This is a genomic window from Micromonospora sp. WMMD723 (assembly GCF_049863385.1).
GTDB classification, from domain to species: domain Bacteria; phylum Actinomycetota; class Actinomycetes; order Mycobacteriales; family Micromonosporaceae; genus Micromonospora; species Micromonospora wenchangensis.
The window spans coordinates 186,778-206,835 of the sequence record NZ_JBMKNR010000001.1; the positions used below are offsets into that span (position 1 = coordinate 186,778).

Here is a 20,058-nt window from a genome sequence, read left to right on the forward strand (position 1 = left end):
TGGTGTCTTTGATGGCGCAGCCGCACACGGTTGTCATCGGCGCCGGCCCTGCCGGCCTCACAGCCGCGTACGAGTTGACCCGGCGACACGCCCCGGTCGACGTGGTGGAGGCCGACGACGTGGTGGGCGGGATCAGCCGCACCGTGGAGCGGGAGGGCTGGCGGTTCGACATCGGCGGGCACCGGTTCTTCACCAAGGTGTCCCGGGTCGAGGCCTTCTGGCACGAGCTGCTCTCCGACGACGACTTCCTGCTGCGCCCCCGGATGAGCCGCATCCACTACCAGGGCCGGCTCTTCGACTACCCGCTGCGGGCCGGCAACGCGCTGCGCAACCTCGGCGTGTGGGAGGCGTGCCGGTGCGTCGGGTCGTACCTGTGGGCGCGGGTGCGTCCGCCGGCCGACCAGAGCCACTTCGAGGGCTGGGTGTCCGCCCGGTTCGGGGCCCGGCTGTACCGGATGTTCTTCAAGACGTACACCGAGAAGGTCTGGGGCATCCCCGCGACGGAGCTGCAGGCGGACTGGGCGGCCCAGCGCATCCGCAACCTCTCCCTCGGCGCGGCGATCCGGGGCGCGCTGCTGCCCCAGCGTGGCGGCACCGAGGTGACCAGCCTGATCGAGGAGTTCCGCTACCCCCGGCTCGGCCCGGGGATGATGTGGGAACGCTGCGCCGAGCTGGTGGTCAAGGGCGGCGGGACGGTCGAGCTGGAGACGGCGGTACGCACCGTGCACCGCGAGGACGGCCGGGCGGTCGCGGTGACCGTCGACGGCCCGTCCGGTGAGCGGCGGATCGCCGCCGACCACGTGGTCTCCAGCATGCCGATCTCGGCCCTGGTCCGGGCGATGGACCCGCCCGCGCCGACCGAGGTACGCGAGGCCGCCGACGCGCTGCGGCACCGGGACTTCCTGACCGTGGCGCTGGTGGTGCCGGCCGAGGCCGGTTTCCCCGACAACTGGATCTACGTGCACACCCCCGGGGTGCAGGTCGGGCGGATCCAGAACTACGGCGCCTGGTCGCCGGAGATGGTCCGGGCCGGCGGCACCTGCCTGGGCCTGGAGTACTTCGTCAACGAGGGCGACGAGCTGTGGTCGACCCCCGACCCGGAGCTGGTCGCCTTCGGCACCGCCGAACTGGAGCGGCTCGGCCTGGTCCGCCCCGGCTCGGTCACCACCGGGTACGTGGTGCGGATGCCGAAGGCCTACCCGGTCTACGACGAGGGCTACGCCGAGGCCGTCGAGGTGATCCGCCGCTGGCTGGCCGAGGCGGTGCCTAACGTGCACCCGGTGGGTCGCAACGGCATGCACCGGTACAACAACCAGGACCACTCCATGCTCACCGCGATGCTGGCCGCGGAGAACATCCTCGACGGCACCGACCACGACGTCTGGGCGGTCAACGTCGAGGAGGACTACCACGAGGAGGGTGGCAGCGACAGCGGCGCCCCCGCCGGTCGCGGCGAGGCCGGCACCGGTCGCGCCGCCCCGGTGGTGCCCCGTCCCCGTACCGCGCCGGTCGGGGACCGTTCGCCCACCGGATGACCGGCACCACGCACGGGCCCCGGCCGACCACCGGCCGGGGATCATCAGTCCTGGCGGGGACCACTAGACTCGGCGGCATGGCAAAGCCCCAGGAGAAGGTCTCGTTCGGCCAACGGCTGAAGCAGATCGGGATGGTGTTCAAGTTCACCGCCAAGCAGGACCGGTGGTTCGCGCCACTGGCCGCCGGGGCGGTGCTGATCCCGCTCGCGCTCACCGTGGTCGCGGTGATCCTCTGGGGCTGGCTCTGGCTACCGATCGGCATCCTGTTCGCCCTGCTCGCCCTGCTGGTCGTGCTCAACCTGCGGTCCAACAAGGCGATGATGAACGCGGCCGAGGGGCAGCCCGGCGCGGCGGCGCAGATCATGGAGAGCATGCGTGGTGACTGGCGGGTCACCCCGGCGGTCAGCTCCACCACCCAGATGGACATGGTGCACCTGGTGATCGGCCGGCCCGGCGTGATCCTGCTGGCCGAGGGGCACCCGCAGCGGGTCCGGGGCCTGCTGGGCCAGGAGAAGCGCCGGCTGGCCAAGGTGATCGGCTCGGCGCCGCTGCACGACTACGTGATCGGCCAGGGCGAGGGTGAGCTGCCGATCCGCAAGCTGCGGATGACCCTGATGCGGCTGCCGCGCACGCTCAACGGCAAGGACGTCAACTCCCTCGACAAGCGGCTCAAGGCGCTCACCGCCCGCCCGCAGATGCCCAAGGGCGCGATTCCCAAGAACATGCGGCCGCCGGGCCGCGCGTTCCGCCAGACCCGGGGCCGCTGACCCCTGCTGGTACGCCCCGCGAGCCGGGCCCGTCCGTTCGGGCCCGGCTCGCGGCGTGTCCGGGGTCGGCGGCAGTGTCAGGTCAGCGGGCGAGCCGGGGTCAGCGGGCGGCGCGGGGAGCGTCGGCCACCACCGCTCCGGTGAGCCGGTCGTGCAGGCCGCGACGCTGGGCGTCCATGACCAGGGGCGGCACCACCAACGCCAGGAGCAGGCCACGCAGGAGCGCCCGGGGGATCCCGAGCCGCCCGCCGTCGGACCAGTCGAGGCAGCGCAGCCGGGTGATCCACATGCCGGGGGTCTGGGCGAAGAGGCCGAGGAAGAAGCCGTACTCGACGATGAGCACCACCACCGGGGCCCAGCCGTCGCGGACCGGGTCGGCGAAGAAGTTCGACACCAGCAGGCAGAGCACCCAGTCGATCACCAGGGCACCGAACCGTCGGCCGAGGCCCGGCGGGTCGAAGGTGGGGTCGGTGGCGGGCGGCACCGGTGCCGCGGCGGGCGGACTCGTCACGGTGGTCCAGGGTAGTCAGCACCGCCCCGGGGCCGCCCCGCAGCCCACCGTCGGCCCCGGGGCGGCTCGGGAGGCGGACCAGCAGGTGGACTCCGGGGGCGTTCCCGCAGTCTGTGCAAATTCGGTCTTATCACCCTGAAAAGCGATACAGTGCTTCAGCCGGTATCGTCCGAACGGACAACCCGGCGGGTACTGAGCGGCGCAGATGACGCTCCGCGAGCGGCGTAACACGGCAGAAACATTGGAGACACGGGCGAGCAACCCCGCGGTCATAGCGTCGCCAGAGCCCAGCCACCGGAGTGGACGTGCCAGGAGGACGTGTGTTTGCCAATCCCGAGGAACTCCTGCGATACCTCAAGAACGAGGACGTAAAGTTCGTCGACGTACGTTTTTGTGACCTGCCCGGCGTGATGCAGCACTTCAACCTGCCGGTGGAGTCCTTCGACGACAGCGTCTTCACCGACGGTCTCGCGTTCGACGGTTCGTCGATCCGCGGTTTCCAGGCGATCCACGAGTCGGACATGCTCCTGCTCCCGGACGTCGCGACCGCCTTCATCGACCCGTTCCGCGCGCAGAAGACCCTCGCGCTCAACTTCTTCATCCACGACCCGTTCACCCGTGAGGCCTACTCCCGGGACCCGCGCAACGTGGCCAAGAAGGCCGAGGCCTACCTCGCCGCCAGCGGCATCGCCGACACCGCGTACTTCGGTGCCGAGGCGGAGTTCTACATCTTCGACTCGATCCGCCACGAGACCTCGGCGCACCAGTCGTTCTACTACATCGACTCGGTCGAGGGCGCGTGGAACACGGGGCGTGAGGAGGCCGGCGGCAACCGCGGCTACAAGACCGCGTACAAGGGCGGCTACTTCCCGGTGCCGCCGGTGGACCACTACGCCGACCTGCGCGACTCGATCGTGCGTCGGCTGGTCGACGGCGGTTTCACCGTGGAGCGTTCGCACCACGAGGTCGGCACCGCCGGCCAGTCGGAGATCAACTACAAGTTCTCCACCCTGCTGCACGCCGGTGACCAGCTCCAGCTCTTCAAGTACATCGTGAAGAACGAGGCCTGGGCCAACGGCAAGACGGCCACCTTCATGCCCAAGCCGCTCTTCGGCGACAACGGCTCCGGCATGCACACCCACCAGAGCCTCTGGCTCAACGGCGAGCCGCTGTTCTACGACGAGACCGGCTACGCCGGCCTGTCGGACACCGCCCGCTGGTACATCGGTGGTCTGCTGCACCACGCCCCGTCGCTGCTCGCGTTCACCAACCCGACGGTCAACTCGTACCGTCGGCTGGTGCCCGGCTACGAGGCCCCGGTCAACCTGGTCTACTCGCAGCGCAACCGCTCCGCCTGCACCCGCATCCCGGTCACCGGCAGCAACGCCAAGGCCAAGCGGGTCGAGTTCCGGGTGCCGGACCCGTCCAGCAACCCGTACCTCGCCTTCTCGGCCATGATGATGGCCGGCCTGGACGGCATCAAGAGCAAGATGGAGCCGCCGGCCCCGATCGACAAGGACCTCTACGACCTCCCGCCGGAGGAGTGGGGCGACGTCAAGCAGGTGCCGGGCTCGCTGCCGGAGGTGCTCGACGCCCTGGAGGCCGACCACGACTACCTGCTCGACGGCGGTGTCTTCACCCCCGACCTGATCTCCACCTGGATCGGGTGGAAGCGGGCCAACGAGGTCGACCCGGTGCGCCTGCGCCCGACCCCGCACGAGTTCGCGATGTACTTCGACTGCTGAGGTTCCCCCTCGACTGTCACGTTCCACCGGCCGGGCCGGCTCCGCGTTCGCGGGGCCGGCCCGCTGCGTCACGCCGCCCCCGCAGCACACCGACCAGCAGCACCACCAGCAGCGCGGTCATCGCGATCGCACCGGGGGCCTTGGTGTAGCGGGCGACAGTGGTGCCGTCGGGCAGGGTGAGGAAGGCCGCCACCGCCGCCGGCACCACGAACCAGGTGGTCCGGGTCGCCGACACCGCGAGCAGCAGCAGCGGCCAGGTCACGTACCACGGGTGCAGGACCGGGGCGAGCAGCACCGTCGCGGCCAGCGCCACCCCCGCCGCGCCCAGGGTGACCCGGGGTCGGGCCGCCGCCAGGCGGTGCACCCGCTGCCGGACGTCGTTGAGCCGGCGCAGCGCCGTCCACGCCCGCCACCACAGCACCGCGAGCAGCACCACCAGCACCAGCAGACCCACCGCCCTCGTCACCGGCACCGCGTCCGGCCGCCGACCGGCCAGCTCGCCGACGTAGTCGACGACGAAGCCGACCGCCGTCGGCGGTGACGTCCACTGCTGCGAGTCCCCGCTGCGGGCCAGCCCGGCGACCCAGCCCAGCCCCAACCCGGACAGCGCCGACACCGCCGCCAGGGTGGCCAGGACCGCCCCGGCGAGCCGGCCGCCGTCGCGCAGCAGGGCCCGCAGGGTGTAGCGGCCGTGCACCGCCGTCAACGCCGCGAACGGCAGCACCACCAGCGCGGTCGCCTTCACCGCCACCGCCAGCCCGAGCAGCACCCCGGCGACGAGCAGCCCCCGGGTCCGGCCGGGCGCACGCACCAGCACCAGCAGGCCCAGCAGGAGCAGGCCGAGCAGCACCGCGTCGTTGTGCGCGCCGGCCACCAGGTGCACCCCGACCAGCGGCGAGGCCAGCCCCAGCCAGGCCGCCCGGCGGGTAGGCACCCCGGCGGCACGGGCCAGGCCGGGCAGGCAGAGCGCCGCCAGCAGCACCCCGGCCACCGCGTACAGCCGCAGCACCACCAGGGTGCCGAGCAGGGAACCGCCGACCCCGGCGGCCAGGGCGGCCAACAGCACGAAGACCGGGCCGTACGGGGCCGGGGTGTCCCGCCAGATCGGCGCGACCGCGTCCACCCACGGGCAGCCGGCCGCCGCCACCCCCACCCGGTACGGGTCGTGCCCGGCCGCGTACGACCAGCCCTGGCAGGCGTACGAGTAGACGTCCCGGCTGGCCAGGGGCGGGGTGAGCAGCAGCGGCAGCGACCACAGCCCGGCGGTGCGGTACGCCCACCCGGTCGACGGGGCACCGGCACGCAACGCCCACCAGGCGCCCACCATCAGCGCCGTACCGACCAGCCAGCAGCTCACCGCGGCCGGGCCGTGCGGCGCGCGCCACGGGCCGGTCGGCGGCACCTCGGGCAGCACCCCGCCCAGCCAACCGGCCACGGCGAGCAGCACCGCCCCGGTCAGCCCGAGGTGACGTGCCGCGCGGGCCCGCCCGGTCGGTGCGCCGGCCTCGGTCACCGGCCATCTCTCCTCAGTCGGCGGGCGAATCCACGGTGGCGGGTCGCCGTCCCGCCCGAGCCGACCGTACCAACCGCACGGCCACCACGATCACCAACAGCGTCATCAGCGGAGCGCCGGGCATCTTGGTGAACCGGGGCAGCCCGGTGCCGTCCGGCAGCACCAGGAACGACGAGACCAACGCCACCAGCGCGAACCACCGGGTCGACAGGTGGGTCGTCGCGGCGAGCACGGCCATCGGCCACAGCCAGTACCAGGGGTGGAACAGCGGCGCGAGGGCCACCGTCGCGGCCAGCGCCAGGCCGGCGTGCCACAGCGGGTCGCGGGTGCGGGCCCGCCACCACAGCCAGACCAGCAGCACCGCCAGCACCAGCATGCCGATCGTCCGGGTCACCGGCAGCGCGTCGACGTCCGCGCCGAACAGTGCCGCGACGTAGCCGGCGGTCTGCCCGACGGCGGTCGGCGGCGACGTCCAGGCGATCACCAGGCCGCCCTGTTCCAGGCCGGCGATCCACCCGAAGTCCAGGCCCGCCGCCAGGGTCGCGCCGGCCACCGCGACCAGCGCGCCGACGGCGACCGGCAGGCCGTCGCGCAGCAGCGCCCTGATCCGGTACGACCCGACCAGCGCGGCCAGCACCGCGAACGGCACCACCACCAGCGCGGTCACCTTCACCGCGCCGGCCAGCCCGAGCAGCACCCCGCCGGCCAGCAGCGGCCAGCGCCGGCCCGGGTTGGCCGCCACCACGGCCAGGCCGGCGACCAGCAGGCCGATCATCAGCGCGTCGTTGTGCGCCCCCGAGACCAGGTGTACGCCGACCAGCGGCGAGGCCAGCGCCAGCCACAACGCCCGGGGCACCGGTACGCCGCAGCGCCGGGCCAGCGTCGGCAGGCAGGCGGCGGTCAGCGCCACCCCGGCCACGGCGAGCAGCCGGAACAGGGCGATGTTGACGGCCAGCGCGGTGTCCGGGTCGAGGCCGCCGGTGAGCCGCACCACCGCCCCGGCGATCATCACGAACAGCGGCCCGTACGGGGCGGGGGTGTCCCGCCAGATGTAGGAGATGGTGTCGATCCACGGGCAGGGCAGCGCCGACACCCCCTGCTCGTACGGGTTGATCCCGGCCGCGTAACTCGCGCCCTGGCAGGAGTACGCGTACACGTCGCGGCTGGCCAGCGGCGGCGCGACCAGCAGCGGCAGCACCCACAGCCCGGCGGTGACCAGCGCCCACCGCGCCGACGGCACCCGGTCGCGCAGCGTCCACCACGCCCAGGCCAGCAGCCCGGTGCCGACCAGCCAGAGCACGATGACCAGTGGCCCGTGCCGGCTCTGCCAGATGCTGACCGGGGTGGGCCGCAGCTCCGACCCCGGCAGCGCGCCCCCGAGGTACGCGGCGACGGCGAGCAGCACCGAACCGGACAGACCGAGCCAGCGGGACAGGTGGTGAGGCACGTCCGTCATGCTGCCAGTAGCGTGGGCGCGGACCGGAGGTGGGCATGCGGGGCAGCAGGGTGGTGGGGTCGGCCACCGTGGTCGCCGCCGTGCTCGCCGGGGTGTGGCTGGTGTTGCCCCCGCTCGGGTCGGACCTGTCGGCCCAGGTGGCCCGCGCCGACTTCTTCGCCGGGCACGGCTGGGCCCTGGTCGACCTGCGCTGGTACGCCGGCATCACGCCGCTCGGCTACAGCCTGGTCTCGCCGCCGCTGATGGCGACCCTCGGGGTACGCCTGACCGGGGCGTTGGCGCTGGTCGGCTCGGCCGCCGCGTTCGCCGCCCTGCTGGTGCGTACCCGGGTGCCCCGGCCGCTGCTCGGCAGCCTGGTCGGGGTGCTGACGATCACCGGCAACCTGGTCTCCGGCCGGGTCACCTACGCCCTCGGGGTGACGTTCGGGCTGGCCGCCCTGCTCGCCCTGACCCTGCCGACCGACCGGCGCGGCCCGGACGGGCCGGGTTTCGCGCCGGGCAGCGGGGGCGGACCGGGTTTCGCGCCGGGCAGCCGGGGCGGACCAGGCGGGGCGGGCAGCCGGGGCGGGGCGGGCGGCTGGGGTGGGCGCTGGGTCCGGGGCGGGCGTTGGGGCCGGCCGGTCCTGGCGGTGGCCGGCGCGGCGCTGGCGTCGGCGAGCAGCCCGGTGGCGGGTCTGTTCGTCGGTCTGGTCGGAGTGGCGCTGCTGGCCACCCGCCGGTGGGCCGACGGCCTGCTGCTCGGGGTCGCGGCGGCGGTGCCGCTGGCGGTCACCGGGCTGCTGTTCGGCGAGGGCGGCTGGATGAACATCAGCGGCTCCGACACCCTGCGGTCGGTCACGGTCAGCGTGCTGGTGGCGGCGTTGGTGGCGTACCGGTCGGTGCGGGTGGGGGCGTTGCTGTCGGCGGGCGGGGTGCTGGCGGCGGCGTTGGTCCACACCCCGGTCGGGCTGAACGCGACCCGCCTGGTGACGATGTTCGCGCTGCCGGTGCTGGCCGCCGCCGCCCGCCCACCCGCCCGGCTCACCGCCCGACTGCCCCGCTGGCGGGCCGCCCCGGGGTCCGGCGGGGCCACCCGACCGGTCCCGCCGGTCGGTCTGTCCGCCGGGACCGGCGCGGTGGCGTTGGCCGTGCTGCTGGCGATGGTGTGCTGGTGGCTGCCGCCGGTGGTCGCCGCCGACGTCCGCAGCGCCGACGATCCGACCGCCGACCGGAGCTACTTCGCACCGCTCGCCGCCGAGCTGGGCCGGCGCGGGCTCACCGGGCGGGTGGAGGTGCCGCCGACCCGCAACTACTGGGAGGCCGCGCAGCTCGGCGAGGTGCCGCTGGCCCGGGGCTGGCTGCGCCAGGTCGACATCGGCCGCAACCCGCTGTTCTTCACCACCGTCCCGGGGGCCGGTGGCACCGGTGTGCCGTTGACCGCCGACAGCTACCGGGCCTGGCTGGACGAGTACGCCGTGCAGTACGTCGCCGTCGCCGACGCGCCGCTGTCCTGGGTGGGCCGGGCCGAGGCGGACCTGGTCGGGGCGGGGTTACCGTACCTGACCGAGGTCTGGTCGGACCGGCACTGGCGGTTGTACGCGGTGACCGACCCGACGCCCCTGGTCGCCGCGCCCGGGGTGCTGGTCGGGCAGGACGCCGCCACGCTGACGTTCCGGACCACCGCCGCCGGACAGGTGCCGGTCCGGGTCCGCCACTCCCGCTGGCTGACCGTCTCCCCCGGTGCCACCGTCACGTCCGACGGCCCCTGGACCCTGGTCACCGTCCCCCACGCCGGCACCTGGACCCTCCACACCTGACCCACACCCCCCTCGCCCCCTCGCCCCGCCCCCTCCCGCACCTGCTCGGGTTGATCAAGAGGTTCGCGTCACCCCGCCGCCTGGGATTGACGCAAACCTCTTGATCACCGCAGACCACCCCGTCCGGGTCGAGTGATCAAGAGGTTTGCGTCATCCGTCGCGGTTCACCTGACGCAAACCTCTTGGTCAACTCGGTCGGGTGGCGGAGGTGGGGGTGGCGGAGGGGGCGGTGGGGCGGGCGCGGACGTGCAGGCGCTCGCCCTGGGGGCCGAAGAGGCTGAGGATCTCGGCCGGCGCGTCGAACGGGTTGCCGAACCAGTGCGGGGTGCGGGTGTCGAACTCGGCGACCTCACCTGCGTCGAGGGTGAGGTCGTGCCCGCCGAGCAGCAGCCGGATCCGGCCGGAGAGCACGTAGAGCCACTCGTACCCCTCGTGCACCTGCGGGGTCGGCTCCCCCGCCGGCACCTGCGGCGGATACATCATCTTGTACGCCTGGACGCCACCCGGGCGGCGGGTCAGCGGCACGATGGTGACGCCGTGCCGGACGACCGCACGGCGGTGGACCCGGGGATCCCCGATCATCGGCGTACCGACCAGGTCGTCCAGCGGCACCCGGTGGAAGCGGGCCAGGGCGAGCAGGAGTTCCAGGGTGGGCCGCCGGCCGCCGGACTCCAGCCGGGACAGGGTGCTGACCGAGATCCCGGTGGCCGCGCCGAGCTGACTCAGCGTCACGCCGCGCTGCTGCCGTAATGCCCGCAGCCGCGGCCCGACGGTGGTGAGCACCTCGTCCTCGGTGGTGACGCCGGTGTCGCCAGGCACCGCCCACTGTCCTTGTCCGGGCCCCTGCCCCGCTGCGGCCCGCCCGGGAGCGCCGTGGGCCGGGGGTGGGCCGGCAGCACGTCGGGATGCCGCCCTCTGGTCCCGCTGGTCGCCGGTCACCGCACCAGTTTGCCATTCCGGCAACGATATTTGGCAGTACGGCGAGTCAGGCGGACGATCCGGAGCACCGGCGGGACGTACCCGCCATAGGGAGGCAGTGGTCATGACGTACCCGGTGGTGCACGACGTGGTGGTGGTGGGCGGCGGCGCGGCCGGGCTCAGCGGTGCGCTCGCCCTGGGCCGGTTCCGCCGCGACGTGGTGGTGGTCGACGGCGGTGCCCCGCGCAACGCCCCGGCCGACCACGTGCACAACTTCCTGACCAACGAGGGTGTCCCACCCGCCGCCCTGTATGCGACGGGCCGGGCCGAGGTGGCCCGGTACGGCGTGACCCTGCTCGACGCCACCGTCACCGCCGCCCACCCGCTCGACGGCGTACCCGGGACCACCGGCGCGAACCCGACCGGCGGCGCAGGGGAGAGCAACCCGGCCGACAGCGCCGGGCCGGCGCGGTTCGCGGTGACGCTGGCCGACGGTCGGGTGCTGCACGCCCGCCGGCTGCTGGTCACCACCGGCCTGGTCGACGACCTGCCCGACGTGCCGGGGCTGGCCGGGCGGTGGGGTCGTGACGTGCTGCACTGCCCGTACTGCCACGGGTGGGAGGTGCGCGACCAGGCCGTCGGGGTGCTCGCCACCGGCCCGATGGCCGCCCACCAGGCGCTGCTGTTCCGGCAGCTCACCGACGACGTGGTGGTCTTCACCCACACCACCGGGCCGTTGCCCGCCGACGACGCGGAGCGGCTGGCCGCCCGGGGGGTCACCGTGGTCGACGGCGAGGTGGCCGAGCTGGAGCTCACCGCCGACCGGCTCACCGGCGTACGGCTGCGGTCCGGGCTGGTGGTCCCCCGGGAGGCGCTGGTGGTCGCGCCCCGGTTCGCCGCACGGGCCGCCTTCCTCGCCGGGCTCGGGTTGACCCCGGAGGACTTCGTCGTCGGCGGGCACGCCTTCGGTGACCGGGTCGCCGCCGACGCCTCCGGCGCGACCGAGGTGCCCGGGGTCTGGGTGGCCGGCAACGTCACGGATCCGCAGGCCACCGTCATCGCCGCCGCGGCGGCGGGGCTGAAGGCCGCCGCCGCCCTCAACGCCGACCTGATCGCCGAGGACACCGACCGGGCCGTCGCCGCACGACGCACGGCCGCACCCGGGCAGACCGGTCCCGCGTCCGAGCGGACCGGGACGGTGGACGACCAGGCAGGGGCCGGACACGACCAGGTCGGGGCCGGACACGACCAGGTCGGGGCCGGACACGACCAGGTCGGGGCCGGACACGACCAGGTCGGGGCCGGACACGACCAGGTCGGGGCCATGGTCGGGCAGACCGGGCAGACCGGGCAGCCCGGAGCGGACGGCGGGCCGGCCGGGGCGGTGGACGCGGCGACCGCCCGGCACTGGGACGAGCTGTACCGGGGTCGGGAGCGGTACTGGAGCGGGCGACCCAATCTGCACCTGGTGGACGTGGCCGGCACGCTGCCGCCGGGCACCGCGCTGGACCTGGGCTGCGGCGAGGGCGGCGACGCGGTGTGGCTGGCCCGGCAGGGCTGGCGGGTGACGGCCGTCGACGTCTCCACCGCCGCGCTGGAGCGATCGGCCGCCGCCGTGACCACCGCCGGGGTGGCGGCCCTCGTCGACTTCCAGCGGCACGACCTGGCCCGGACCTTCCCGGCCGGGGAGTTCGACCTGGTCTCCGCGCAGTTCCTCCAGTCGCCGCTGGAGTTCCCCCGGGCCGAGGTGCTGCGGGCGGCGGCGCGGGCGGTCGCCCCGGGTGGCCGGCTGCTGGTGGTCGAGCACGGGGCGGTGCCGCCGTGGGGCAACGCCGCGCACCACCACACCCGGTTCCCCACCCCGCAGGAGACCCTGGCCGACCTCGACCTCGACCCGGACGGCTGGGAGGTCGAACGGCTGGACGCCCCGCAGCGGCAGGCGACCGGCCCCGACGGCCAGACCGGCACCCTGATCGACCATCTGGTGCTGGCACGCCGCCGGTAGGTCGGCCCGATTTCCGTCCACTATGGAGTTGCCGACCGGGGATCCGCATGGTTGAAGGAATCACCGGACGACCACCAAAGAAATCGAGAAGTATTGACGCCCCATTTCCCTTCACGTAGGTTAAGGACCGACAACAGGCCACGGGGGCCTCTGGGAGAACTGTTGAACGACGGCGCAGGCACGCCTGCCGCCGCACATGCGGGTACCCGCAATTCTCAGCATCGACAGTCGACGTCTCGGTCGAAGGTCGCTCGCTGACCGGCCACGTGCCGCGTCGCGCCATGCCCCCCGCCACCACTTCACGGGAGGAAACCATGCGACACATCGGGACCGCACTCGCGGGCCTCGCCCTCGTCGGCACCACCGTCCTCGCCGGCGCCCCGGCCCAGGCCGCGGCGCCCTCCGCGACGGACGCACTGGCCCTGAGCTGCCCCTCCACCGGCGCGCTCTGCCTCTACAAGGATGCCGGCTTCCTCAACATCCTGGACGTGCTCAACGGCAGCGCCAGCCTGGTCAACACCAACGCCGACAACGCGGTCACCTCGGTCCGCAACCGGGGCAACTGCGCCTACAAGCTCTACCGCAACGGCGACCGTTCCGACAGCCCCATCACCGTCGGCCCGCGCACCGAGATCTCCAACCTCGGGACGTTCTGGGGTCTACAGTGGAACGACTCGATCAGCTACGCGCAAATCTGGTGCTGACCCCGAGCCAATCGGAACGCCTTTCTCCGTAGCTTGAAAATAGCGCGGATAAAGCGTCCCACAACCATTCACCGAGCCGTCACCGTCGGCTGACGCGTCCATTCGGCGTACCATCAGCGTCCTCGACGCCGGGGCTCAGACCCCGGCGTCGAGGACGCGTTGCATCGCCGCCCGGGACCGCCGGGCGGTGCGCAGGTAGTCGTCGAGGAACTCCCCCGGGTCGTCCGCGCCGAGCAGCCGCACCACCCCGGCCAACTCCACCCCGTGCCGGGGAAGCTGGTCACCGGCGCGTCCCCGGACCAGCATCAACGCGTTGCGGACCTGCGCGGCGAGGGTCCACCCGGCGGTCATCGCGACGGCGTCCGCCGGGTCGACCAGCTTGGCGTCCCGGGCCGCCGCGAGCGCGTCGAGGGTACGCGTGCCGCGCAGTTGCGGGTACGCCCCGGCGTACCGGAGCTGGAGCAGCTGCACCGCCCACTCGACGTCGGCGAGGCCACCCCGGCCGAGCTTGGTGTGGGTGGCCGGGTCGGCGCCCCGGGGCAGCCGTTCGTTCTCCACCCGGGCCTTGATCCGGCGGATCTCGACCACCTGTTCCCGGGTCAACCCGTCGGCCGGGTAGCGGACCGGGTCGATCATCGTCTCGAACTCGGTGCCCAGGTCGGCGTCGCCGCAGACGAACCGGGCCCGCAGCAGCGCCTGCGCCTCCCACACCCGCGACCAGCGGGCGTAGTACTGGGCGTACGCGGCGAGGCTGCGCACCAGCGGCCCCTGCCGTCCCTCGGGGCGCAGGTCGGCGTCGACGCCGAGCGCCGGGTCGGGGGCGGGCGCACCGAGCAGCCGTCGCAGCTCCTCGGCGATCGCGTGCGCGGCGGCGCTGGCCGCGCTCTCCGCCGTCCCGGCCGGCGGGTCGTAGACGAAGAGCACGTCGGCGTCGGAGAGGTAGTTCGACTCGTACCCGCCGAGGCGGCCGACGCCGATCACCGCGAACCGCAGGCCGGGCAGCTCCGGCTGGGCGGCCCGGACGGCGCGCAGCGCGGCGGACAGGGTGGCGTCGGTGACGTACGACAGGCCGGTGCCGACCCGGGTGACGTCGGCCAGCGGGCCGGCCGGCGCTCCGCGCTCGGGTCGCGGGGCCAGCCCGTCGGCCCGGCTGAGCACGTCGGCGCAGGCGATCCGGACGAGTTCCCGGCGGCGCAGCGCGCGTACCGCCCGGGTGGCCTCGACCGGGTCGGCGTGCCGGGCCGCGGCGGCGGCGAACCCGTCGCAGAGCACCTCCCGGGGCCGGGGGGTCAGTTCGTTCTCCTCGGCCAGCAGCCGCAGCGCCTCCGGTTCGCGGGCGAGCAGGTCGGCCGCGTACCGGGAGGAGGACAGCACCCGGGCCAGCCGGCGGGCCACCGGGCCGGAGTCGCGCAGCAGCCGCAGGTACCACGGGGTGCTGCCGAGCTTGTCGGAGACCTGGCGGTAGTTGAGCAGCCCCCGGTCCGGTTCGGGTGCGTCGGCGAACTCGCTGAGCAGCACCGGCAGCAGGGTGCGCTGGATCGCCGCCGTCCGGCTCACCCCGCCGGTGAGGGCCTGGAGGTGCCGCAGCGCCCCGGCCGGGTCGGCGAAGCCGAGCACCTCCAGCCGGTGCCGGGCCGCCTCCGGGGTGAGCCGCAGCCCGTCGGCGGGCACCCGGGCCACCGACTCCAGCAGCGGCCGGTAGAGCAGCTTGGCGTGCAGCCGGCGTACCTCGGTGGCGTGGGCGACCCAGTCGGCCCGGAAGCTCTCCACGGCGCTGCGGCCGGGGATGGCGGCGTAGCCGAGCGCGGCGGCCAGCCAGCGCAGCGCGGCCGGCTCGGTCGGCACGGTGTGGGTCCGCCGCAGCGCCTGGAGCTGGAGCCGGTGCTCGACACCGCGCAGGAAGCGGTATCCGCGCAGCAGCGCCTCGCCGTCGGCCCGCCCGACGTAGCCGCCGGTCACCAGCGCGCGCAGCGCCGGCACGGTGCCCGGCACCCGCAGCGACTCGTCACCCCGGCCGTGCACCAGTTGCAGCAGTTGGACGGCGAACTCGATGTCCCGCAGCCCGCCCGGACCCCGCTTGATCTCGCGCTCCAACTCCTTCGGCGGGATGTTGTCGATGATCCGGCGGCGCATGGCGCGTACGTCGGAGACCGCCTCGGGACGCTCGGACGCCCGCCAGACCAGCGGGGCGAGCGCGTCGATCCACTCGCCGGCCAACGCCAGGTCACCGGCGGCCGGGCGGGCCTTGAGCAGCGCCTGGAACTCCCAGGTGCGGGCCCACCGCTGGTAGTAGGCGAGGTGGCTGGCGAGGGTGCGCACCAGCGGCCCCCGGTTGCCCTCGGGGCGCAGCGCGGCGTCCACCGGCCAGGCGACCAGCCCACAGACGTGGATCAGCCGGGCGGCGACGGTGGTCGCGGCGGGCAGGTCCTCGTCGGTGGCGGCCACGAAGATCACGTCGACGTCGGAGACGTAGTTCAGCTCGTCGCCGCCGCACTTGCCCATCGCCACCACGGCCAGCCGGGGCCGGGCCGTGCCCGCCGGCAGCTCACCCACCGCGATCTCGTACGCCGCCGCGAGGGTGGCGTCGGCCAGCGCGGACAGCGCCGCCATCACCTGCTCCAGGCCGCGTCCGCCGGTCAGGTCGGCCGCCGCGATCCGCAGCAACGCCAGCCGGTACGCCTGCCGCAGCACCGCCACCGGCGCGGTGGCGGTCGTCAGCCGCCCGGCGAGCGCCAGGTCGAGCCGCCCGTCGGCGGTGGGGGCCAGCCCGTCCGGGGCGGTGCCGAGCACCGTCCACTGCCCGGGGTTGGCGACCAGGTGGTCGCCCAGGGCGGCGGACGCGCCGAGCACGGCGACCAGCCGGCGGCGCAGCCCCGGGTCGGCGGCGAGCGCGGCCAGCAGCTCCGACCCGGTCGCGTCGTCGGCGGTGCGCCGTTCGGTCTCCACCATCCGGTGCAGTTGGCGCAGCGCCAGATCCGGGTCGGCGGCCCGGGAGAGCGCGGCCAGCAGGTCGGCCGCCGACCTGTCGGTGGGTTCCTGCTCGTCGGCCTGCCACAGCCCGAGCCCGTCCGCGCCGAGCAGATCGGCGGCGCGGACCCCACCGTCACCCTCGGCGAACCCGTAGCGGGCCAGCCGTCCCCTCGTCGGTCTGCTCATCTCAGTGCCCGAGCAGGGGCAGGCTGCGGCGGGTGTCGTCGTCCAGCTCACCGAGGGCGAGGGCGGCGAACCGGACGGCGAACGGCTGCCACACCTCCTCGACGTCGGCCATCACCCGGTCGCAGGCGGCCACCACCAGGTCCTCGTCGTAGCCCAGCTCGGCGAGCAGTGCGGAGCCGTGCGCCCATTCGGCGATCATGGCGGTGTCGCACTCGATGTGGAACTGCAGGCCCCAGGCCCGGTCGCCGAGCCGGAACGCCTGGTGCGGGTAGCGGGTCGAGGCGGCCAGCAGGGTGGCGGCCCGGGGCAGCTCGGTGATCTCGTCGGTGTGCCACTGGAGCACGTCCGGGATCAGCGGCACGTACCGGAACAGCAGGTCGCTCTCGGCGGCGTCGCGCCGGCCGACCACCCCCGGGCCCACCTCGGGGCCGGACGGGCTGCGCTCGACCAGGCCGGCGTGCGCGGTGGCGAGCAGTTGCGCGCCGAGGCAGACGCCGAGGGTCGGTACCCGGTGCCGCACGGCCTTGCGCAGCAACCCTTCGAGCTTCGGGAACCAGGGTGCGCCGGGGGTTCCGTCGGGGGCCGGGTAGGCGTGCTGGTCACCGCCGAGCACCACCAGCGCCACGTACCCGTCGAGGTCGTCGGGGAGCTCGTCGCCGGCGTGCGGACGCAGCACCCGCAGCTCAAGGCCCCCTTCCACCAGCCACTCCCCCAGCCGTCGGGGGTCGTCGGTCGGGTCGTTCTCGATCACCAGTGCGGTTCCCACGCCGTCGAGGCTAGCGGGTGCGTCGACCGCCACCGGGAACGCCTCGGTCCGCCCGGCGGGGCGGCTATGCTCGGCCGCTGTGACCGCCGACGACCCGTCCGTCCTGCGCCCACCCGTGCTGCGGGAGGGGGACACGGTGCTGCTGGTCTCGCCGTCCGGGCCGACCAGGCCGGAGCGGGTGGCCCGGGGCATCGAGCTGCTGACCGGTTGGGGGCTGCGCCCGCAGGTGGCACCGAACGCGTACGCCAGGCGGGGTTACCTCGCCGGTGACGACGCGCTGCGCGCCGCGGACCTGAACGCCGCCTTCGCCGACCCGCGGGTGCGCGGGGTGATCTGCACCCGGGGCGGGTACGGCGCGCAGCGGGTGGTGGACCTGATCGACATGGCCGCCGTGCGACGGGACCCGAAGGTGGTGGCCGGGTTCTCCGACATCACCGCCCTGCAGTTCGCGCTCTGGCGGGGTGCCCGGCTGGCCGGGGTGCACGGCCCCGGGGCGGCGTGGGTGGACGAGCGGACCCCGCTGCGGTCCGCCGAGTCGCTGCACACCGCGCTGATGACCACCGCGCCGGTCACCGTCGAGGCGGTGCCCGGGGAGGAGACGTATCCGGTCCGGGTCCCCGGCCGGGCGGTGGGCCGGCTGCTCGGCGGGAACCTCTGCCTGATCACCGCCACCCTCGGCACCCCGGACATGCCGGACCTGACCGGGGCGGTGCTGCTGGTCGAGGAGGTGCAGGAGCCGCCGTACAAGGTCGACCGGATGCTCACCCACCTGCGCCGTGCCGGGGTGCTCGACGGCCTGGCCGGGGTGGCGGTGGGCCAGTTCACCGACTGCGCGGACGGCTGGGACACCACCGTCGTGGACGTGCTCACCGACCGGCTGGGTGACCTCGGCGTGCCGGTCCTCGGCGGCCTGCCGATCGGCCACGGCCCCGGCCAGCTCTCCGTCCCCGTGGGCACCAGCGCCACCCTCGACGCCACCGCCGGCACCCTGACCGTCACCCCAGCCGTCCGGTAACCCGCCCCACCCGCCTGAATCCGGCCCGGCCCGCCCTGCCGCGCCCCGCGCCCCGCCGCGCCGCCTCGCCCGTCTCGCCCCGGTGATCAAGAGGTTCGCGTCAGAGGAAAGCGCATTCCTGACCGAAATCTCTTGATCACCGGGGTCAGGGGGTGGAACTTTCAGCTGGCGGACAGGGTCGGGACGGGGGTTTTTCAGGTTCAGTGGTCACTGTCGGTGACGTCAACAGCACCGCCGACCTATGGAGGACCGATGTCCCGCACGATGTCGAAGAAGCAGCTGCTGGTCGGCCTCGCCGCCGCCGGCGTGCTCGGGGTGGGGATCGCCGCTCCGACGGTGGCCTTCGCCGAGGAGTCGGCCACCCCGACCGCTGGCGTCAGCAGCGAGGCCGACCCGGGCACCGACCGGCAGCAGCAGCGCGCCGACCGGCAGAACGAGTTCGCCGAGGCGCTCGCCAAGGAGCTGGGGGTGGACACCGACAAGGTGACCGCCGCCCTGGAGAAGGTGCGCGAGCAGCACAAGGACCGGCCCAAGGATGACCGGCCGGAGCGTCCGTCGCCGCAGGACCGGCAGGAGAAGCTGGCGGAGCGGCTGGCCCAGGCGGTCAAGGACGGCAAGCTCACCCAGGAGCAGGCCGACGCGATCACCAAGGCCGTCGAGGCCGGGGTCTTCCCGGGCCCGGCCGGTCGCGGCCACCACGGCGGCCCGGAGGGTACGCCCGACAAGTGACCCGCTGAGGCCCGCCCGACCGGAGGCCCGCCCGACCCGGCGGGCCGACGATCGACACGCCAGCGCTGAAGATCGACACGCCAGGGCCGACGTTGCGGTGTCCGACGCACTGGGACACCGCAACGTCGGCCCCCTGGCGTCAGGCGGAGCCGTCCGAGGAGAAGAGACCGAGGTGGGTGCCCACCGGGTCGCGCACCAGGGCGAGGGTCAGGCCGCTCGGCGTGGTCCGGGGCGGCGTCAGCACCGTGCCGCCCGCCGCCTCGGCCCGCCCGCAGGTCTGCGCCACGTCGGCCACCTCGGCGTAGAGGATCGCGTAGCCGGGCGCGCCCTCGGCGAGAGCCCGGATGCCGCCGCCGATGCCGGTCGACTCCCCCGCTGGGGTCGTCCGGTAGGAACCGCCCTCGGCCGTGCCCTCCTCGGTGAAGGTCCAGCCGAACAACTCCGCGTAGAAGCTCTGCGCCTCGTCCGGCCGGTCGGTGCCGATCTCGAACCAGGTGACGGGTGTACTGGTCACGCGTTGCCTCCTGTCCCCCGCCGACCGGGCGGCCGGCGGGCTCGGCAGCCAGCCTCCCGGGTGTCCGCGACACCGTCCTGTCGGTGTTTACCGCCCGGTCCACCCGGCCCACGCGCCGATCCGACCGGACAGCCCGCGCGCCGGCCAGCCTGGGCGACCCACGCCGACCGGCCCGGGCGGCCGACCCACGCCGGATCAGACCAGGGTCAGCCGGCGCACCCGCTCGGCCGGGACGTCCAGGTCGGCCGGGGAGAACTCCCGGGTCACCCGCTCCGGCAACGCCTCGACCCCGACGATCCGGTCGGTACGGAAGCAACGCAGCCCGGCACGCAGCCGGCACCAGGCGAGCAGGTACCAGTGCCGGTCGTTGCCGAGGTAGCCCAGCGGCTCGACCTCGCGCGACGAGGGCACGTCGCAGCGGTCGGCGTACCGCAGGCGCAGCACCCGGCGGGCGGCGACCGCGTCGGCGACGACGGCCGGGACGGACGTGGCCGGCCCGGAGCCGACCAGCAGCACCCGCCCGGCGAGCAGGCGTGCGTCGGCGGCATCGGCGGCCGGCAGCACCGCGAGCAGTTTGCGCAGCGCCGTGCCACCGGCCACGGCGAACGGGGTGCCGGCGAGCCGGTGCAGGGCCACCGCCATCGCCACCGCCTCGGTGGCGGTCAGGTTGACCGGCGGCAGGGTGTGCGACCGGTCGACCACGTAACCGCCGGTGCGGCCGGGCTCGGCCCAGATCGGCACGCCGGAACCCTGGAGGGCGGCGATGTCGCGTTCGACGGTACGGGTGCTCACCTCGAACCGGTCGGCCAGCCAACGGGCGCTGCGCGGCCGGGGCGACACCGCCCGCAGCTCCTCCACCAGGGCATAGAGACGATCCGTCCGGTTCACCCCCGCACGCTACGACGGGGGTACGACACCCCCCGGCAGG

The 20,058-nt window shown here is 74.4% G+C and carries 15 protein-coding genes and 3 pseudogenes; 10 read left to right on the forward strand and 8 right to left on the reverse strand.

The features are described from left to right. Nucleotides 1-11 precede the first annotated feature (11 nt). Together ACN261_RS00865 and ACN261_RS00870 are read left to right on the forward strand one after the other, a co-directional pair. Nucleotides 12-1,535 (forward strand): NAD(P)/FAD-dependent oxidoreductase, encoded by a 1,524-nt coding sequence (locus ACN261_RS00865; protein ID WP_425847844.1) that lies wholly within the window; start codon nt 12-14, stop codon nt 1,533-1,535. 77 nt (nt 1,536-1,612) lie between these two features. Beyond that, nucleotides 1,613-2,302 (forward strand): DUF4191 domain-containing protein, encoded by a 690-nt coding sequence (locus ACN261_RS00870; RefSeq protein ID WP_421483550.1) that lies wholly within the window; start codon nt 1,613-1,615, stop codon nt 2,300-2,302. A 100-nt stretch (nt 2,303-2,402) separates the two neighbouring features. On the opposite strand, the gene ACN261_RS00875 is transcribed toward ACN261_RS00870, so the two are convergent. Then, complete coding sequence (locus tag ACN261_RS00875) at nt 2,403-2,813, reverse strand: RDD family protein (RefSeq protein WP_425847847.1); 411 nt, start codon at nt 2,811-2,813, stop codon at nt 2,403-2,405. Between the two features lie 320 nt (nt 2,814-3,133). Here ACN261_RS00875 and glnA point away from each other — a divergent pair, with 320 nt between their 5' ends. Next, the gene (gene glnA / locus ACN261_RS00880) at nt 3,134-4,558 is read left to right on the forward strand and encodes a type I glutamate--ammonia ligase (RefSeq protein ID WP_088644628.1); all 1,425 of its coding nucleotides are present in this window, start codon (nt 3,134-3,136) and stop codon (nt 4,556-4,558) included. Between the two features lie 16 nt (nt 4,559-4,574). On the opposite strand, the gene mptB (ACN261_RS00885) is transcribed toward glnA, so the two are convergent. After that, nucleotides 4,575-6,071 carry a polyprenol phosphomannose-dependent alpha 1,6 mannosyltransferase MptB gene (mptB, locus tag ACN261_RS00885; protein WP_421483552.1) on the reverse strand — a complete coding sequence of 499 codons (1,497 nt, stop codon included), beginning with the start codon at nt 6,069-6,071 and terminating at the stop codon, nt 4,575-4,577. A 13-nt stretch (nt 6,072-6,084) separates the two neighbouring features. Then, complete coding sequence (gene mptB / locus ACN261_RS00890) at nt 6,085-7,527, reverse strand: polyprenol phosphomannose-dependent alpha 1,6 mannosyltransferase MptB (protein WP_425847850.1); 1,443 nt, start codon at nt 7,525-7,527, stop codon at nt 6,085-6,087. Nucleotides 7,528-7,562: 35 nt separating this feature from the next. Here mptB (ACN261_RS00890) and ACN261_RS00895 point away from each other — a divergent pair. Next, nucleotides 7,563-7,997 (forward strand): annotated as a pseudogene (locus tag ACN261_RS00895) (hypothetical protein); the annotation flags it as partial. A 144-nt stretch (nt 7,998-8,141) separates the two neighbouring features. Further along, nucleotides 8,142-9,323, forward strand: a pseudogene (locus ACN261_RS00900) (hypothetical protein); the annotation flags it as partial. Nucleotides 9,324-9,509: 186 nt separating this feature from the next. On the opposite strand, the gene ACN261_RS00905 reads toward ACN261_RS00900, so the two are convergent. After that, nucleotides 9,510-10,142: a helix-turn-helix domain-containing protein gene (locus ACN261_RS00905; RefSeq protein ID WP_421483554.1), complete on the reverse strand. Its 633-nt coding sequence runs from the start codon at nt 10,140-10,142 to the stop codon at nt 9,510-9,512. 223 nt (nt 10,143-10,365) lie between these two features. Here ACN261_RS00905 and ACN261_RS00910 point away from each other — a divergent pair. The 3 genes and pseudogenes from ACN261_RS00910 to ACN261_RS00920 form a co-directional block, all read left to right on the forward strand. Further along, nucleotides 10,366-11,412, forward strand: a pseudogene (locus tag ACN261_RS00910) (NAD(P)/FAD-dependent oxidoreductase); the annotation flags it as partial. Nucleotides 11,413-11,565: 153 nt separating this feature from the next. Then, nucleotides 11,566-12,246 (forward strand): class I SAM-dependent methyltransferase, encoded by a 681-nt coding sequence (locus ACN261_RS00915; RefSeq protein WP_425853544.1) that lies wholly within the window; start codon nt 11,566-11,568, stop codon nt 12,244-12,246. Between the two features lie 314 nt (nt 12,247-12,560). Then, nucleotides 12,561-12,950 (forward strand): peptidase inhibitor family I36 protein, encoded by a 390-nt coding sequence (locus tag ACN261_RS00920; RefSeq protein WP_204926465.1) that lies wholly within the window; start codon nt 12,561-12,563, stop codon nt 12,948-12,950. Nucleotides 12,951-13,085: 135 nt separating this feature from the next. Here the strand turns inward: ACN261_RS00920 and ACN261_RS00925 are convergent, their stop codons facing one another. Together ACN261_RS00925 and ACN261_RS00930 are read right to left on the reverse strand one after the other, a co-directional pair. Further along, entirely contained in the window at nt 13,086-16,106 is a 3,021-nt protein-coding gene (locus ACN261_RS00925) for a bifunctional [glutamine synthetase] adenylyltransferase/[glutamine synthetase]-adenylyl-L-tyrosine phosphorylase (protein WP_425847854.1), read from the reverse strand. Between the two features lies 1 nt (nt 16,107). Beyond that, the gene (locus ACN261_RS00930; protein ID WP_421483557.1) at nt 16,108-16,872 is read right to left on the reverse strand and encodes a type 1 glutamine amidotransferase; all 765 of its coding nucleotides are present in this window, start codon (nt 16,870-16,872) and stop codon (nt 16,108-16,110) included. Nucleotides 16,873-16,951: 79 nt separating this feature from the next. Here ACN261_RS00930 and ACN261_RS00935 point away from each other — a divergent pair, with 79 nt between their 5' ends. Further along, nucleotides 16,952-17,887 carry a S66 peptidase family protein gene (locus tag ACN261_RS00935; RefSeq protein WP_425847856.1) on the forward strand — a complete coding sequence of 312 codons (936 nt, stop codon included), beginning with the start codon at nt 16,952-16,954 and terminating at the stop codon, nt 17,885-17,887. A gap of 252 nt (nt 17,888-18,139) precedes the next feature. Further along, complete coding sequence (locus ACN261_RS00940; protein ID WP_425847859.1) at nt 18,140-18,616, forward strand: hypothetical protein; 477 nt, start codon at nt 18,140-18,142, stop codon at nt 18,614-18,616. A gap of 139 nt (nt 18,617-18,755) precedes the next feature. Here ACN261_RS00940 and ACN261_RS00945 read toward each other — a convergent pair whose 3' ends face one another. Together ACN261_RS00945 and ACN261_RS00950 are read right to left on the reverse strand one after the other, a co-directional pair. After that, the gene (locus tag ACN261_RS00945; protein WP_425847862.1) at nt 18,756-19,130 is read right to left on the reverse strand and encodes a VOC family protein; all 375 of its coding nucleotides are present in this window, start codon (nt 19,128-19,130) and stop codon (nt 18,756-18,758) included. A 195-nt stretch (nt 19,131-19,325) separates the two neighbouring features. Next, nucleotides 19,326-20,018, reverse strand: coding sequence for a helix-turn-helix transcriptional regulator (locus ACN261_RS00950; protein WP_421483561.1), 693 nt, complete (start codon nt 20,016-20,018; stop codon nt 19,326-19,328). Between the last annotated feature and the right edge of the window lie 40 nt (nt 20,019-20,058).